The 17,454-nt window shown below is 62.0% G+C and carries 7 protein-coding genes; 3 read left to right on the forward strand and 4 right to left on the reverse strand.

Features of this window, described 5'->3' with window-relative positions; translation table 11 throughout:
- The first annotated feature begins 142 nt into the window (after positions 1–142).
- Entirely contained in the window at positions 143–10,744 is a 10,602-nt protein-coding gene (locus MSIMFI_RS03400; RefSeq protein ID WP_191497999.1) for a PPE domain-containing protein, read from the forward strand.
- Positions 10,745–10,747: 3 nt separating this feature from the next.
- Here MSIMFI_RS03400 and MSIMFI_RS03405 read toward each other — a convergent pair whose 3' ends face one another.
- The 4 genes from MSIMFI_RS03405 to dnaK are packed head-to-tail and all read right to left on the reverse strand — an operon-like array spanning position 10,748 to position 14,895.
- Positions 10,748–11,122: a heat shock protein transcriptional repressor HspR gene (locus MSIMFI_RS03405; protein ID WP_191496130.1), complete on the reverse strand. Its 375-nt coding sequence runs from the start codon at positions 11,120–11,122 to the stop codon at positions 10,748–10,750.
- Positions 11,122–12,300, reverse strand: coding sequence for a molecular chaperone DnaJ (dnaJ, locus tag MSIMFI_RS03410; protein ID WP_186241379.1), 1,179 nt, complete (start codon positions 12,298–12,300; stop codon positions 11,122–11,124). Before dnaJ ends, MSIMFI_RS03405 begins: the two co-directional genes overlap by 1 nt.
- A 43-nt stretch (positions 12,301–12,343) precedes the next feature.
- The gene (gene grpE, locus MSIMFI_RS03415; protein ID WP_191496131.1) at positions 12,344–13,024 is read right to left on the reverse strand and encodes a nucleotide exchange factor GrpE; all 681 of its coding nucleotides are present in this window, start codon (positions 13,022–13,024) and stop codon (positions 12,344–12,346) included.
- Entirely contained in the window at positions 13,021–14,895 is a 1,875-nt protein-coding gene (gene dnaK / locus MSIMFI_RS03420; protein ID WP_191496132.1) for a molecular chaperone DnaK, read from the reverse strand. The genes grpE and dnaK overlap by 4 nt, the downstream gene beginning before the upstream one ends.
- A 454-nt stretch (positions 14,896–15,349) precedes the next feature.
- Between dnaK and MSIMFI_RS03425 the strand changes: the two genes are divergently transcribed.
- Together MSIMFI_RS03425 and MSIMFI_RS03430 are read left to right on the forward strand one after the other, a co-directional pair.
- Positions 15,350–15,850, forward strand: a complete 501-nt coding sequence (locus MSIMFI_RS03425) for a nitroreductase family deazaflavin-dependent oxidoreductase (RefSeq protein WP_224770052.1) — start codon at positions 15,350–15,352, stop codon at positions 15,848–15,850.
- A 128-nt stretch (positions 15,851–15,978) separates the two neighbouring features.
- Entirely contained in the window at positions 15,979–17,346 is a 1,368-nt protein-coding gene (locus MSIMFI_RS03430) for a cytochrome P450 (RefSeq protein ID WP_191496133.1), read from the forward strand.
- Positions 17,347–17,454 lie beyond the last annotated feature (108 nt).

Here is a 17,454-nt window from a genome sequence, read left to right on the forward strand (position 1 = left end):
TAAACTTTTGACGTCTCAAAGTCGATCCTGAATCTGACAACTGTTGAATAATCGACCTCTGAGACAGTCAGGCGTCCAACGGGATGTGATGGCACAGACCGCCACTGCGGTGACGACCAACGGTTCCAGTAAGGGACAGGTGATGAGCTTCGCGGTGCTGCCCCCAGAGATCAATTCGGCGCGTCTGTTGCTCGGTGCGGGACTGGAGCCGATGCTGAACGCGGCGGCCGCCTGGGAGGGGCTGTCCAACGAGTTGGGTTTGGCCGCGACCCAGTTTTCGTCGGTGACCTCGAGCTTGGCGGGTTACTCATGGCAGGGTCCCGCGTCGGTCGCAATGGCACGTGCGGCGGCGCCCTACCTGGGATGGCTAAACGCGGCAGCGGCGCAGGCCGATCAGGCGGCCACCCAGGTCCGGGTGGCCGCGGCGGCTTTCGAAGCGGCGCTCGCGGCCACGGTGCAGCCAGCAGTTATCTCGGCCAACCGCGCTCAGTTTGTGTCGCTGGTGATTTCGAACCTGCTGGGGCAGAACGCCCCGGCGATCGCCGCGGCCGAGGCTCAGTATGAGCAGATGTGGGCCCAGGATGTGGCCGCAATGTTTGGCTACTACTCCGGGGCCGCGGCCGCCGCTTCTGCGTTGACGCCGTTCGTCCCGGGGATGCCAAGCCTGCCTGCCCCCGCTGCCGGCACCCCAGATGCGTTGGGAGCGCTCGTCCAACGAATCTTCGGCAACCTGGGCTTTGCAAATGTCGGCGTGGGCAACACCGGAAATGCAAACGTCGGCGACTTCAACATCGGTTCCGGAAACATCGGCAGCAACAACATCGGCAGCGGAAACCGCGGCAGCAATAACATCGGCTTCGGAAACGTCGGGCCTAGTCTGACGGCGGGCTTGTCCAACATCGGCTTCGGCAACACCGGCAGCGGCAACATCGGCTTCGGCAACACTGGTAACAACAACATCGGCTTCGGCAACACCGGTAATAACAACCAGGGCATCGGACTCACCGGCAACGGTATATCCGGGTTCGAAGCCCTCAACTCGGGTACGGGCAATATTGGTTTGTTCAACTCCGGCACCGGCAACGTCGGCATCGGCAACTCCGGCACCGGAAACTGGGGCATCGGCAACTCGGGCAACAGCTACAACACCGGCATCGGCAACTCGGGTGACGCCAACACCGGATTCTTCAACTCCGGCATAGCCAGTACCGGCATCGCAAACTCGGGCAACTACAACACGGGCAGCTATAACTCGGGCAGTAACAACACAGGTGGCTTCAATGCCGGCAGCTACAACACTGGCTATCTCAATACCGGCAATTACAACACCGGTTTCGCCAACAGCGGCAACGTTAACACCGGCGCTTTAATCGGGGGCGACAACAATAACGGCATCTTGTGGAGGGGCGACAACCAAGGCTGGTTTTACCGCCAGAATGGCCCGGGCTTCGGAAACACCACCACGGCCTTCTCCTCCGGCTTCTTTAACAGCGGTGCCGGTAGCGCATCGGGCTTCTTCAACTCCGGCGCCAACAATTCTGGCTTCTTCAACTCTTCGCAGAGCACCGGCATTGGCAACTCTGGGCTCGCCAATACCGGCTTACAGGAATCCGGTATATTCAACTCCGGCAATACCGTGTCGGGCTTCCTCAACACCAGCCTCGTAGCTATCACGACGCCGGCGTATGTCTCCGGTGTCTTTAATACCGGCAACAACATGGCTGGCTTCTTCGGTGGCCCGGTTACATTTAATATAGGCTTGGCAAATAAGGGTGCCGGCAATATTCTCGCTAACGCAAACGCCGGCTACTACAACATCCTCGGCAGCGGAAACGTCGGCAACTACAACATCCTCGGCAGCGGAAACGTCGGCAACTACAACATCCTCGCCAGCGGTAACGTCGGCAGCCATAACATTTTCGGTAGCGGGAACGTCGGCAGCCAAAACTTTGGCAGCGGCAACATCGGCAGCCAAAACTTCGGTAATGCCAACATCGGCATATTCAATATCGGTTCCGGAAACTTCGGCAACTACAACTTCGGCCCTGGAAACCTGGGCAACTACAACATCGGTTTCGGGAACGCGGGCAACTACAATCAGGGCTTTGCCAACACCGGCAACAACAACATCGGTTTTGCGAATACCGGCAACGACAGTTTCGGTATCGGCCTGACCGGCGACGGTCAGTTCGGGATCGGCGCCCTGAACTCAGGTACCGGCAACAGTGGCTTTTTCAACTCAGGCACCAACAACATCGGCTTGTTCAACTCCGGTACCGGAAATATCGGCATCGGAAACTCGGGCACCGGAAATTCGGGTTTGTTAAACGCAGGAATCGGAAGCTGGGGCATCCAAAACCCAGGTACCGGAAACACCGGATTCGGCAACGCGGGCAGCTACAACACGGGCGCACTCAACGCCGGAATCTTCAACTCGGGCTTTGGCAACACGGGCGACTACAACACCGGCCTGTTCAACGTCGGCAACACCAACACCGGCAGCTTCAACGTGGGCAACACCAACACCGGCGGCTACAACACAGGAAACATCAACACCGGTTACTTCAACCCGGGAGACGTTAACACCGGCGCTTTCGATACCGGGAATTTCAACAATGGCTTCCTCATTTCCGGTGATAACCACGGCCAAATTTCCATCGACCTTTCGGTCACGACCCCATACGTTCCCATAGACGAGAAGTACATAATCCCGGTAAATAATGTAATGAACTTCGGCGGCCAAGTGATCGAGGTCACCGCGGCGGGGACAGTTTTCCCCAAGACGTATTACCTGGGCGGCTTCTTCTATTTCGGCCCGGTGATTCTGGGCGGATCCACTATTAGCCTTCCGAACGTCACACTGGCCATCGGCGGACCGAACGTCTCGATACCCATTACCTTTCAGGGCGCCATCGAGAGCCGCACGATCACGTTCCTCAAGATCGACCCGGCCCCCGGCTTCGGGAACAGCACCACCAACCCGTCGTCGGGCTTCGGGAACTCGGGCACCGGTGGCACATCTGGCATCACAAACTTCGGCGCTGGCAATTCGGGGTTCATGAACAGCGGCTTGGGGACGGCCATAGGCAATTCGGGCCTGCAAAACTACGGCTCGCTGCAATCAGGCTGGGCAAACCTGGGCAACAGCATCTCGGGTTTCTACAACACCAGCACGGCGAATCTCGCTACGCCAGCCAATGTTTCGGGATTGGTCAACACCGGCACCAACCTGGTCGGCGTGCTGCGCGACAACGCCGGGACACTCGTCAACGTGGGTCTTGCAGACCTTGGGCGATTGAACGTAGGCAGCGGAAACCTAGGCGACTTCAATTTCGGTGGCGGAAATGTCGGCAGTCAGAACTTCGGCAGCGCCAACATCGGCAGCGGCAACTTCGGCAGCGGCAACATCGGCAGCGCCAACTTCGGGTTCGGCAACGCGGGCCCGGGGTTGACGGCGGCGCTGAACAACGTCGGCTTCGGCAACATCGGCAGCGACAACTTCGGATTCGGCAACACCGGAGACGGCAACATCGGCTTCGGCAACACCGGCAACAACAACTTCGGTATCGGATTAACCGGCAACAACCAGCAGGGCATCAACTTCGCCGGCGGTCTCAACTCGGGCAGCAACAACATCGGCCTGTTCAACTCCGGTACCAATAACGTCGGAATTGGCAACTCGGGCAACGGAAACTGGGGCTTCGGGAACTCCGGCAGCTTCAACACCGGTATCGGCAATGCCGGCAACACCAACACGGGCTTCTTCAACACCGGCATGGTCAACACCGGCGCCGCCAACGTGGGCAACTACAACACTGGTTGGTATAACACCGGTAATGCCAACACCGGCATAGCCAACCCCGGCGACTACAACACCGGCTTGTACAACACCGGCAACTACAGCACCGGCTTTGCCAACCAGGGCAACATTGCCACCGGCGCTTTCCTCACCGGCAACGAGACCAACGGCTTGATGTGGCGAGGTGATAAAGAGGGCCAGTGGGGCGCGAGCTATGTCATCCATATTCCCGAAATTCCCGGCCACGTCGACGTAACCGCTCCCATCGATATCCCCATCACTGCCGGCTTTACCAACACCGTCTACAGCGGGATTAGTCTTGCGGACGTCCATTACGGGTTCGAGATCTCCCCATCAGTCCCCCTTCTTACCGGTGTGATTAATTCGGTCACCGTCCCCCCAGTCACCGCTACCGGTCCCGCCGTGACGTTCAACATCGGCATACCCGGCGGTTCAACCAAGATACTGATCCCCGCCACGGCCAGCGTTGGCCCCGCGGACTGGACGGTCTTCAACATCCCGGCGTCTACGGGCTACTCCAACGCCACCACAAACCCGTCCTCGGGGTTCTTCAACAGCGGAACCGGGACGGTATCGGGCTTCGGCAATGTCGGCGCCAACCTTTCGGGCTTCCAAAACTATGGAACCGCCGCAACTTCGGGTTTCAAGAACTACGGCAACCTGCAATCGGGAGTGTCGAACCTCGGCAACACCGTCTCGGGCCTGCTCAACACAGGCATCGGAACGCCGGCCAACGTCTCGGGCGTCTACAACATCGGTACCAACCTCGCAGGCTTTTTCCACAACCAGGTCGCCGGGATGTCGACGTTCAACGCGGGCCTGGGCAACGTCGGCGCCAACAATGTGGGCTTCGGAAATGTGGGCGACTTAAACGTCGGCTTAGGTAACCTCGGCACCGCCAACTTCGGCAGCGGCAATCTCGGCAATTTCAACGTTTTCTCCGGAAACCACGGTTCGTACAATTTCGGCCCCGGAAACTTCGGCGACTACAACATCGGCCTGGCGAATCTGGGCAGCTACAACGTCGGATTCGGCAACGCAGGCAGCTCCAACCAGGGATTTGCGAACACCGGCAGCAACAACATCGGTTTTGCCAATACCGGCAACAACAACATCGGCATCGGGCTCACCGGCGACGGCCAACAGGGATTCGGAGCCTGGAACTCCGGCAGCGGCAACACCGGCTTGTTCAACTCCGGCACCAACAACGTCGGCTTGTTCAACTCGGGCACTGGAAACGTCGGCATCGGAAACTCCGGCACCGGAAACTGGGGTGTCGGCAACGCCGGAAATATCAACACCGGGCTTCTCAACACCGGCGACGTCAACACCGGTTTCTTGAACCCCGGCAACGTGAACACCGGAATCGGCAACGCGGGCGGCTACAACTCCGGCAGCTTCAACGTCGGAAGCTTCAACACGGCAGGTCTAAACCCGGGCTCCTACAACACCGGGTACTTGAACGCGGGCAACTACAACACCGGATTTGCGAACCCGGGCAATGTGAATACAGGTGCTTTCAACTCCGGCAGCTACAGCAACGGGTTTTTGTGGCGGGGTGACTACGAGGGGCTGTTCGGCGTTGACGGGGTAATCACCATCCCCGACACACCCATTCCGGTGAATTTCCATATTCCCATTTACCTCAACATTCCGATCAACGGCACTTTGGGCGTCTTCACCGTCATAGGCTTCACCATTCCATCGGTCACCGTGGATTTGACTTTATTCGGCGTTATTTCTTTTTCCAACGTCGTAACCGTCACTCCGATCTTTATCCCGAATATTGCGCTTGCCCTTCCTCCAATCAACATGAACATCGGTACCGGTCCGGGACCCCTGATCGATATCGTCGCGACCGGCGGCATGCTCCCCATCAAGATCCCGACGATCAACATCCCAGCGGCGCCCGGAATCGGAAACTCGACGACCACGCCGTCATCCGGGTTCTTCAACTCCGGGTCCGGTACCGTGTCGGGCTTTGGAAATATGGGCCGCAACAGTTCCGGGTTCTTCAACCTCACCTCGGGCAGCTCCGGAATCTCCGGGGTCCAAAACTTCGGCGACCTGGTATCCGGCTTCTCCAACTTCGGCAACACCGTCTCCGGCTTCCTCAACACCGGCGCGCCGGGCCTCGCGACGCCGGCCAATGTCTCGGGCCTGGGCAACATAGGCAACGACATTGCCGGGTTCTTCAATAACAACCCGATCGCGAACGTGGGCTTCGCAAACATCGGCAGCGCGAATGTCGGCGGTGGCAACATCGGCACCAACAACATCGGCTTCGGAAATGTCGGCAGCGGGAACTTCGGCAGCGGCAACATCGGTGACTTCAACGTCTTCTCCGGAAACCACGGCATCTACAACATCGGCCCAGGAAACCTGGGCAATTACAACATCGGCCTGGGCAACCTGGGCAACTACAACTTTGGCTTCGGGAATGCGGGCAACGCGAACCAGGGCTTCGGGAACACCGGCAGCAACAACATCGGGTTCGCCAATACCGGCAACAACAACATCGGCATCGGCCTCAGCGGCGATGGGCAGGTGGGTTTCGGGGCCTGGAACTCCGGCATTGGCAACACCGGCCTGTTCAACTCCGGCACCAACAACATCGGCTTGTTCAACTCGGGCACCGGAAACGTCGGCATCGGAAACTCGGGCACCGGAAACGTCGGGATCGGCAACCCCGGCATAGGCAACACGGGTCTCGGGAACTCGGGCACCGGAAACTGGGGGCTATGGAATGCCGGCCTCGGCGATACCGGCATCGCCAATGCTGGCACCTACAACACCGGTGGCTACAACGCCGGCAGCACCAACACCGGTTTTGTCAACCCCGGCACCTACAACACCGGCAGTTACAACACGGGCAGCACCAACACGGGCAGCTTCAACGCGGGCGACTACAACACCGGCTACTTCAACCTCGGCGACTACAACACCGGACTGGCAAATACGGGCAATGTCAATACCGGCGCCTTCATCGAGGGCAATTTCAGCAACGGCATGTTCTGGCGGGGCGACTACCAGGGCCTATGGGGCGCTCACTATGAAATTTATGTCCCCGAATTCCCCGTACTGAACATGGACATCAATATCCCCATCAATATCCCCATCCACGCCAACCTCAACAGCCTCGCCCTCAGTGGATTCACCATTCCGGCGTTCAATATCAGTGCCATCGGCATTATCGACTTGAATTTCGGACCCATCGTCATCCCGAGCATTACCGGTACGCTGCCGGTGATCGATATCAGCATCGGCGGACCAAATACATCAATTCCGATCGCGATCCGCAGCGGCACCGGCCCCGTCCATATTGTCTTCGTCGACATCCCACCGGCCCCAGGAATCGGAAACTCGCCCACCGGCACCCCTTCGTCCGGCTTCTTCAACAACGCCACCGGGGGGACCGTCTCCGGCTTCGGAAACTTCGGCGCCAACCTCTCGGGCTTCGGCAACACCAACGTCGGCAGCATCTTGGGAAGCTCGGGCGGCCAAAACTTCGGCTCGCTGCAGTCGGGCTGGGCAAACCTCGGCAACACCGTCTCGGGCTTCTACAACACCAGCCAAGCGAACCTCGCGACCGCGGCCCACCTGTCGGGCTTTGCCAACCTCGGCACGGACCTGTCCGGCCTGTTGCGCGGCCCGTCCGGGACGCCAATCCTCAACCTTGGTCTCGCCGACCTTGGGCAATTGAACATCGGCAGCGGAAACGTCGGCGACTTCAATTTGGGCAGCGGCAACATCGGCAGCGGCAACATCGGCTTTGGAAACGTCGGTAACAACAACTTCGGCAGCGGCAATATCGGCAGTGGCAACTTCGGGTTCGGCAACGCCGGTCCGGGGTTGACGGCGGCGCTGAACAACATCGGCTTCGGCAACACCGGCAACACCAACTTCGGCTTCGGCAACACCGGAGACGGCAACTTCGGGTTCGGCAACACCGGCAACGGCAACATCGGCATTGGCCTGACCGGCAACAACCAGGTCGGATTGGGCCCGCTGAACTCGGGCATCGCCAATATGGGCTTGTTCAACCTGGGCGACAACAACGTTGGTATTGGCAACGCCGGCAACTTCAACCAGGGCCTCGCCAACGCCGGCAACAACAACATCGGCTTGTTCAACACCGGCAACAACAACGTCGGCATCGGGCTCACCGGCGACAACCAATCCGGGTTCAGCTCGCTGAACTCGGGCTTCGGCAACACCGGCTTCTTCAACGCAGGCACCGCCAACACCGGATTGTTCAACTCGGGCACCGCCAACATCGGCCTGTTCAACTCCGGCACCGGCAACATCGGCATCGGGAACATGGGCACCGGCGGCGTCGGCATCGGCCTGTCCGGCAACAACCAGATTGGAATCGGCGGCACCAACTCCGGCAGCTTCAACATCGGCCTGTTCAACTCGGGCACCGGAAACGTCGGTTTCGGGAACTCGGGCACCGGAAACTGGGGTATCGGCAATACCGGCACCGGCAACACCGGCATCGGCAATACCGGCACATACAACTCGGGCTTCTTCAACACCGGCAACTTCAACACCGGCATCGCCAACCCCGGCGACTACAACACCGGCCTGTTCAACATCGGCAACTTCAACACCGGATTCAGCAACCGGGGCGACTTCAACACCGGCCTGGCCAACACCGGAGACTTCAACACCGGCCTGGCAAACAGCGGCGACTTCGACACCGGCGGGTTCATCACCGGCAACATGAACAATGGCTTCTTCTGGCGCGCGGATGAGCAGGGCCTACTGGCCCTCAACTACACCATCAAGATGGAAAGGATCCCCGCCTTCCTCACGGTCGACGCCCCGATCAACATACCCATCGTCGGACACATCACCGACGTCAACATCCCCGGGGTCACCATTCCGCAAATCCCCGCCAGAGGAACCCTCGATATCGGCATCCTCAAGGGCACTGTCATCGCGCCCGTCGGTCCTATCAATCTCCACGGCGGCAGCTCCGCGGACCTGCCGACCACGCCAATCGTGATCCACTTCGGCGCTGACCCTGCGGTGAATTTCAACATCGGCGCTCCCGACGGTTCAACCGTGGTGCACATCGGAGGCACCGCCGGCTTCGGCGACGGCTACCTCACGCTCATCGACATCAAGCCGATGCCGGGCTTCTTCAACGCCACCCCGGTTCCGTCGTCGGGCTTCTTCAACTGGGGCACCGGCAACGCGTCGGGCTTCTTCAACTTCGGCAACAACTCGGGCTTCGCCAACTACACCATGGGGGCCATCGGAAACTCCGGCCTGCAGAACGTCGGTTCGATGCAATCTGGCTGGGCGAACCTCGGCAACAACATTTCCGGGTGGTTCAACACCGGCACGGGAACGCCGGCCAGTGTCTCGGGCCTGCATAACATCGGCAACGACCTAGCCGGTTGGTTCCGCAGCGGCCCCGACGCGACGACCTTCAGCTTCGGCTTGGCGGACCACGGATACTTCAACCTGGGTAGTGCCAACATTGGCAACTACAACATTGGCAACGGAAACATCGGCAGCTTCAACCTGGGCAACGCCAACATCGGCAGCAGCAACTTCGGCGGCGGCAACATCGGCAGCAGCAACTTCGGCGCCGGCAACATCGGCAGCGGCAACGTCGGCTTCGGAAACTCCGGTCCCGGGTTGACTGCGGCTCTGCAAAACTTCGGCTTCGGCAACACCGGCAGCTTCAACATCGGTTTCGGCAACACCGGCGACGGCAACATCGGCTTCGGCAACACGGGCGACGGAAACATCGGCATCGGACTCACCGGCAACGCGCAGACCGGCTTCGGCGGCTGGAACTCCGGCACCGGAAACATCGGTTTGTTCAACTCCGGTACCAACAACATCGGTATCGGCAACTCGGGCACCGGAAACTGGGGCATCGGGAACACCGGCAGCTACAACACCGGCATCGGCAATGCAGGCACCACCAACACGGGCTTCTTCAACAGCGGCTTCGTCAACAGCGGCATCGGCAACTCGGGCAACTACAACACCGGCTTCTACAACGCGGGCAACGTCAATACGGGCAGCTTCAACCCGGGCGACTACAACACCGGCGGCTTCAACCCGGGCAACTACAACACCGGCTACTTCAACACCGGCAACTCGAATACGGGCTTCGCCAACTCCGGCAATGTCAACACCGGCGCCTTCATCGCGGGCAACTACAACAACGGCTTCTTCTGGCGAGGCGACTACCAGGGCCTAGGTGGTTTCCAGTACGAAGCCACGATGCAAGAAATCCCCTGGAACTACGACATCAGCGGCGACATCGAAATACCACTCACGGGCACCATCAATGCCGTTACCCAAGAGGCGTTCACGCTCTCCGAGTTCCCGATCGACATCAGTCTGGAAGTCACGGTCTGCCTCATCTACATCCCCTTCGTCGGGTGCGTTCTTCACGTCACCTCCCCGCCGATACACATAACCACCGAACATGTCGGCCCCTTCGGCATCGGTACGAACGTGCTCAACCCCGAAACCCCGATCGACATCACCTTCACGCAACCCATTGATTTCGCCGGCAACGGAACGGTGGGCCCCTACACCTTCGGATTTGGCTGGCAGCAGACCCCCGGGTTCTTCAATTCGACCACCAACCCGTCGTCGGGCTTCTTCAACTCCGGGTCTGGCGGCGCATCGGGCTTCTTCAACGACGCCCAGGGCGCCGTCTCGGGCTTCTGGAACGCGTTTACCGAGACTTCGGGCATGTTCAACGCCGGCGGCGTGGGCCTCTCGGGCCTGCAAAACTTCGGCACGCTGGAGTCGGGCTGGGCGAACTACGGCAACTTCATTTCGGGCTTCTACAACACGAGCGTACTGGACCTTATGACGCAGGCCTTTATCTCCGGCTTCGGGAACTACGGCAACGAACTCGCCGGCATCCTCCGCAGCAACGCCTGATGACTAACGACGCGGTTGCCAGACCACGAGGGCGGTGCTCTTGGGTACCACGGCGACCTCGCGGCGCTGGTTGGCGCGCAAAACCGCCAACTCCTCGGCCATTTCATGCAGCCTCGACTGCAGCGCGTCGACCTGATTGGTCAGCTCGATGATGCGCTTGATACCGGCGAGGTTGACCCCCTCGTTCTGCGAAAGGCGCTGCACCTCGCGCAACAGCTCGACATCATGCTGGGAATAGCGACGTCCGCCACCGGACGTGCGCTGCGGGCTGACCAGCCCGAGCCGATCGTAAGTGCGCAGGGTCTGCGCATGCATGCCGGACAGCTCGGCGGCCACCGAGATCAAAAACGTCCGAGCTTCTTCGCGCTTCTTAGTCATTAGCGATTACCTGCCCATCCGGCCCGCGGGTTAAACCCGCTGGACCGCTCGGCCGCCGCGTAGGCTTCGAGCGCCTCCTGAGCGGCACCTTCCAAGTTTGGCGGGACGGCCACCTTCACGGTGACGAGTAGGTCTCCGCTGCCGCCACTGCGTTTGGGAACGCCTCTTCCACGTACCCGCAGTATGCGGCCGTCGGCGGTACCCTTAGGCACCCGGACCCCGACGGTGCCGTCCAGCGTGGGCACCGAAAGTGTTGAGCCCAAAGCTAATTCGGTGAAGCTTACCGGAACGGTCACGGTGAGATCGTCACCGTCTCGGCCAAAGACCTTATCGGGCCGCACATGCACTGTCACGTACAAGTCACCCGACGGGGCGCCACGCAGCCCAGCCTCGCCCTGCCCGGCCAACCGGATCCGCTGTCCGTCTTCGACACCGGGCGGGATCCGCACATTGATGGTGCGGGTACGGGTGGTGACGCCGGTGCCCTTGCACTCCTCGCAGGGGTGCTCGATGATCGAGCCACTGCCCCGGCAATCGGTGCATGGTTCGGAGAAGCCGAAAGCACCCTGGTTGCGGTTGATCACGCCCGAACCGTTGCAGCTGGGACACACCTTCGGGCTGGTGCCCGGCCGCGCGCCACTGCCGTGGCAGTTGGTGCACGGCGCCGGGCTGGTCAGCCGCAGCGGCATCGCCACGCCCTTGGCGGCCTCCACGAAATCCAGTTCGGTCTCGGTCTCCAAGTCGTTGCCACGCCGCGGCCGGCTGGGACGGGCGCTGCCGCCGCGCCCGAACAAGCCGCCGAACAGGTCACCGATGTTGGTGCCGCCGCTTCGGCTGGCGGCATCGAACAAATCGTTGAGGTTGAACTCGGCGCCGTCGCCACCCATTCCGAAGCCGCTGAACCCTCCGCTGTCGAACCGACGGCCGCCAAAGCCGCCGCCGGCGAACAGCCTGCGCGTTTCGTCGTACTCCTTGCGCTTGGCGGGATCGGACAGCACGTTGTGCGCCTCCGAAACCGCCTTGAAGCGTTCGCCGGCGGCCGGGTTGTCGGGATTTGCGTCTGGATGCAGATCGCGCGCCAACTTGCGGTAAGCCCGTTTGATCTCTTCGGGGCTGGCATCAGAGGAGACGCCTAGCTCCTTATAGAAGTCCTTTTCGACCCACTCACGCTGGGCCATGTCGCGTCACCCCCTCTCACCCTCTCCCTGTTGATTCTGTGCCCTACTCACTCGCTGTGTCGGCGTTATCGCCCGTGTCGGCCTGCTCGGCTTTGGTTGTGTCCTCGGCCGCCTCGGCCGGCTCGGGAGATTCCGGTTCGGCGGTGTCGCCGGCAACCGTGTCGACCACGCCTACCAGAGCGTGCCGCAGCACCTGTTCGCCCAACTGGTAGCCCTGCCGCATGACGGTGCCGATCACGGGCTTAGACCCCTGGCCGCCGTCGCCCTCGTGCTGAACGGCTTCGTGCAGCACGGGATCGAAATCTTCGCCCTCTGCGCCGAAGGCCACGAGGCCAAGCCCGGCAAACGCGCTGTCCAACTTGTCGGCAACCGACTTCAGCGGGCCCGACTCCAAATCGCCGTGCTTACGCGCCCGGTCGAGATCGTCCAGCACACCTAGTAATTGGCTGACGACGGCGGCCTTGGCCCGATCCGCAGCCGCCTGCTGATCCCGCAACGCTCGCTTGCGGTAGTTGGCGAAGTCGGCCTGCACTCGCTGCAGATCGGCGGTCAACTCGGCGACTTTGTCGTCCTTGCCCGCCGCCGGCCTGCCCGGCGCCGCCCCTTCCGGGGCCGTCCCCCCCGGCGTGGCGCCGGGAGGGACGTGCCGTACTTCACCTGTCTCGGGATCGATGCGCCGTTTGTCGGTGACCGTCACCTGTTCTGGTGGGTTGCTTTCCGTCACTTGGACTCCCGGTCGTCGTCGACCACCTCCGCGTCCACCACGTCGTCGGCCGAGCCGGGCCCAGCGCCTCCGCCAGGCGCGGCGCCGCCGGGCTGACCCGCGGCCGCCTCGGCTTGGGTGGCCTCATAGATCGCCTGCCCCAGCGCCTGTGACTCCTGGCCGAGCTTCTCCATCGCCGACTTGATTGCGGAGATATCGGTGCCGCCAAGCGCCGACTTGGCTTCTGCCACAGCGGCATCGACCTTGTTCAGCGTGTCCTCGGGCACTTTCGAGCCGCCCTCGGCTTCCCGCTGCTCCTTAACGAATTTCTCCGTCTGGTAGACCAGCGTCTCGGCCTGGTTGCGGACATCGGCCTCCTCGCGACGCTTCCGGTCCTCCTCGGCGTGCGCCTCGGCGTCCTTGATCATCCGGTCGATCTCTTCCTTGGAAAGGCCGGAGCCTTCCTGGATCCGGATGGTGTTCTCCTTGCCGGTGCCCTTATCTTTCGCGGTCACGTGCACGATGCCGTTGGCGTCGATGTCGAAGGTGACCTCGATCTGCGGAATGCCCCGAGGCGCCGGCGGGATACCGGTCAGCTCGAAGGAGCCGAGCAACTTGTTGTGCGAGGCGATCTCGCGCTCGCCCTGATAGACCTGGATCTGCACCGACGGCTGGTTGTCATCAGCGGTGGTGAAGGTCTCCGACCGCTTGGTCGGAATGGTGGTGTTGCGCTCGATCAGCTTGGTCATCACGCCGCCCTTGGTCTCGATCCCCAGGCTCAGCGGCGTAACGTCAAGCAGCAGAACGTCTTTCACCTCGCCCTTGAGGACGCCGGCTTGGAGGGCCGCTCCGACCGCCACAACTTCATCAGGGTTCACACCCTTGTTGGGCTCCTTGCCTCCGGTGAGTTCCTTCACCAGTTCGGTCACCGCGGGCATCCGGGTCGAACCACCCACCAGCACCACGTGGTCGATGTCGGACACCGAGATACCGGCGTCGGCAATCACCGACTGGAAGGGCTTGCGGGTGCGGTCCAGCAGGTCCTGAGTGATGCGCTGGAATTCCGCCCGAGTCAGCTGCTCGTCGAGGAACAGCGGGTTCTTGTCCGAATCGACGGTGATGTAGGGCAGGTTGATCGACGTGGACTGCGAGCTGGAGAGCTCGATCTTGGCCTTCTCGGCGGCTTCGCGGAGCCGCTGCATGGCCATCTTGTCCTTGGTCAGATCGATACCGCTGGTACCCTTGAACTTCTCCACCAGCCAGTCGACGACGCGCTGGTCCCAGTCGTCACCGCCGAGGTGGTTGTCACCGCTGGTGGCACGGACCTCGACGACGCCCTCGCCGATTTCCAGAAGCGAGACGTCGAAGGTACCGCCACCCAGGTCGAAGACCAGGATGCGCTGCTCCTTCTCGCCCTTGTCCAGGCCGTAGGCCAGCGCCGCGGCCGTCGGCTCGTTGACGATGCGCAGCACGTTGAGGCCGGCGATCTGGCCGGCATCCTTAGTAGCCTGACGCTGGGCGTCGTTGAAGTAGGCGGGCGTGGTGATCACCGCATCGGTGATGTCCTCACCGAGGTACGCCTCGGCGTCCCGCTTCAGTTTCATCAGGACACGGGCGCTGATCTCCGGGGCCGTGTATTTCTTGTCGTCGATCTCGATGTGCCAGTCGCTGCCCATGTGCCGCTTGACCGAGCGCACGGTGCGATCGACGTTGGTCACCGCCTGGTTCTTGGCGGGCTGGCCGACCAGCACTTCGCCGTTGCGGGCGAACGCGACGACTGACGGTGTGGTCCTGGAGCCCTCGGAGTTAGCGACGACGACTGGGTCGCCACCTTCCAGAACCGCGACGACAGAGTTAGTGGTCCCGAGGTCGATCCCGACCGCACGAGCCATGGTGAATCCTCCTGAGTATGTAGAGCTTGTTGCCAGCACTATGCTGAGTGAACCTCGCTCAAGACTGCCCTGACCGGCGCCGTGATGTCAACCTAGGATTGAGTCTGGTTCGCTCAACTTGCTGCCCATGCTAACGGGGGTTGATCGGTTCTTGTTCCCGAGGGCTTTCGACTCGATGGGGCTCGCCGTTTAATTGCCTAGCGCAACAATTGTGCATAGCATGGTATGCGTACTCGATACGACGGCTCCCGATGGCTTGCCCACGGGGATAAGGGGTCCCTCGGGCGATCCGTACCCACGAGGAGGACCGCGGCAGGCATGCAAATGGCAGGCATGCAAATGAAAAGGCAGTGCCCGCAGCTCTAGCCGGCGAATCCGCCTCATTGATCACCGAGTTGAACCGGACTTGCGCAAGCGAGCTGGCCGGGAGCCAACACAGGGGTGAAGGAGCGCAATGAGCTTGAGTGATCCGGGTCCGCTCCTCCGCTGGATGTTCCGGGCCCCAATTCGCTTGTACGACACCGGTTTCGGGTGGCTGCTGAGTAGGCGGCTGCTGTGTTTGACACACGTTGGACGGAAGTCGGGTCGCCGGTACCGTACCGTGCTCGAGGTTGTCGACACCAAGCCGACGGCCGGTGAGTACATGGTTGTCGCCGGGTGGGGCCCGTCGTCGGATTGGTATCGCAATATCGAGGCCAACCCCGCCATCGAGGTTGTCGTCGGCCGCCGCCGTTTCCGGCCGCAGCACCGCGTGCTCGACGAACCCGAAGCGATAACGGTCATCGCGGGCTATGAACGACGCAACCACTGGATCGGGCCGATCGTGCGTCGAGGGCTGAGCGCGCTACTCGGATGGCACTACGACGGCAGCGAGGACGCTCGACAACGTCTGGTCCGCCAACTCCCTGTCGTTGCTTTCCGGCCACGAAGCGAGCCGCACGAAGCTACCGGGTGATGTCGTGTCATCGCACCCACGGTCGGGTCGCAACGTTCCGGTGACCGTTGCGTCGTCGGGGAGACCGTTCCGGCGGACGCCGCCTGGCCTCGGACTTCCTCTGTTGAAAACACTGCTGCCGGTGCGTCATGACACTCGACACCACCCTGCCCCCGGGGCCACGGCTCCCCAAGTGGCTCCAGACCGTACTTATCCTCCGCTACGGGCCGCGCTTGGCGGCCACGTGCCGACGCCGCTACGGCAGCGTGTTCACACTGCGAATCGCGTCGATCGGCACCCTGGTGTATCTGAGCGACCCCGCCGACATCAAGAAGGTGTTCGCCGGCAACCCCAAGATTTTCCACGCCGGGGAGGCCAACTCGATGCTGCGCGGACTGCTTGGCGACAGCTCGGTGCTGGTCATCGACGAAGACGCGCATCAGGATCGACGACGGCTGATGCTGGCGCCGTTCCATCGCGACGCAGTCAGTCGCCAAGCCGCGGTGATGGCCGAAATCGCAGCGGCGAACGCTGCCGGGTGGCCGGTGGGTCGCGAGTTCGCCGTGGCGCCCAAGATGGCGCAGATCACGCTCGAGGTGATCCTGCGCACCGTCATCGGCGCCAGCGACCCGGCGCGGCTGGCCGCGCTGCGGCAGGTGATGCCGCGGCTGCTCACCATCGGACCATGGGCGAGCCTGGCGATCGCCAACCAGAATCTGCAGCGCCACCGTCCGTGGCGAGGGCTGCAGCGGCGAATCGAGGAAGCGAACCGCCTGCTGTACGCCGAGATCGCCGAGCGCCGAAACGATCCCGACCTGGCCTCGCGCTCCGACGTACTGGCCATGCTGGTTCGCGCCGCTCACGACGACGAACGAACCATCACCGACCAAGAGCTGCGCGACCAACTCATGACATTGCTCGTCGCTGGGCACGACACGACAGCGACGGGGCTGTCCTGGGCGCTGGAGCGACTGACGCGCCACCCGGCGACGCTGGCCAAGGCGATGCGGGCCGCGGAGGCAAGCGCGGCGGGCGACCCAGCTGGCGACGACTACCTCGACGCAGTGGCCAAGGAGACGCTGCGAATCCGTCCGGTCGTGTTCGACGTCGGCCGGGTGCTGACCGAGCCCGTCAAGCTGGCCGGCTACCGGCTGCCCGCTGGTGTCCTGGTCGCCCCGGCGATCGGCCTGGTGCACGCCAGCGCCGACCAGTATCCGAATCCGGACCGCTTTGACCCGGACCGGATGCTGGGCACCACGCTGAGCCCTTCCACTTGGTTACCGTTTGGCGGCGGCAACCGTCGCTGCCTCGGCGCCGCTTTCGCCATGGTCGAGATGCGAGTCGTGCTGCGCGAGGTTCTGCGCCGGGTCGAATTGAGCACCACCACAGCCCCCGATGAACGCGAAAGGTTAAAGCACGTCACCTTCGTCCCACACCGCGGCGCGCGCATCCGGGTCCAAGCCATTCGAGCCGATCAGGCGGCATCGCGCGCGACAGCGCGGCCGCGCACTTCGTGAGCGTTCAGCGCGACGAATTGTTGGGGTTGTCCTCGCCGAACAAAAGCACCTAAGAGTTTCGTCCATTCGCGACAAGCGTGCGTGGGCACGCCGTCGCTAACTTCCGTC

Source organism: Mycobacterium simulans, assembly GCF_900232995.1.
In the GTDB taxonomy this organism is placed as follows: Bacteria; Actinomycetota; Actinomycetes; order Mycobacteriales; family Mycobacteriaceae; genus Mycobacterium; species Mycobacterium simulans.

Bases quoted from the DNA above. Each gene is read 5' to 3' on its own strand.
- MSIMFI_RS03400 (WP_191497999.1), top strand. From the start codon at position 143: ATGAGCTTCGCGGTGCTGCCCCCAGAGATCAATTCGGCGCGTCTGTTG.
- MSIMFI_RS03405 (WP_191496130.1), bottom strand. From the start codon at position 11,122: ATGACTAAGAAGCGCGAAGAAGCTCGGACGTTTTTGATCTCGGTGGCC.
- dnaJ (WP_186241379.1), bottom strand. From the start codon at position 12,300: ATGGCCCAGCGTGAGTGGGTCGAAAAGGACTTCTATAAGGAGCTAGGC.
- dnaK (WP_191496132.1), bottom strand. From the start codon at position 14,895: ATGGCTCGTGCGGTCGGGATCGACCTCGGGACCACTAACTCTGTCGTC.
- MSIMFI_RS03425 (WP_224770052.1), top strand. From the start codon at position 15,350: ATGAGCTTGAGTGATCCGGGTCCGCTCCTCCGCTGGATGTTCCGGGCC.
- MSIMFI_RS03430 (WP_191496133.1), top strand. From the start codon at position 15,979: ATGACACTCGACACCACCCTGCCCCCGGGGCCACGGCTCCCCAAGTGG.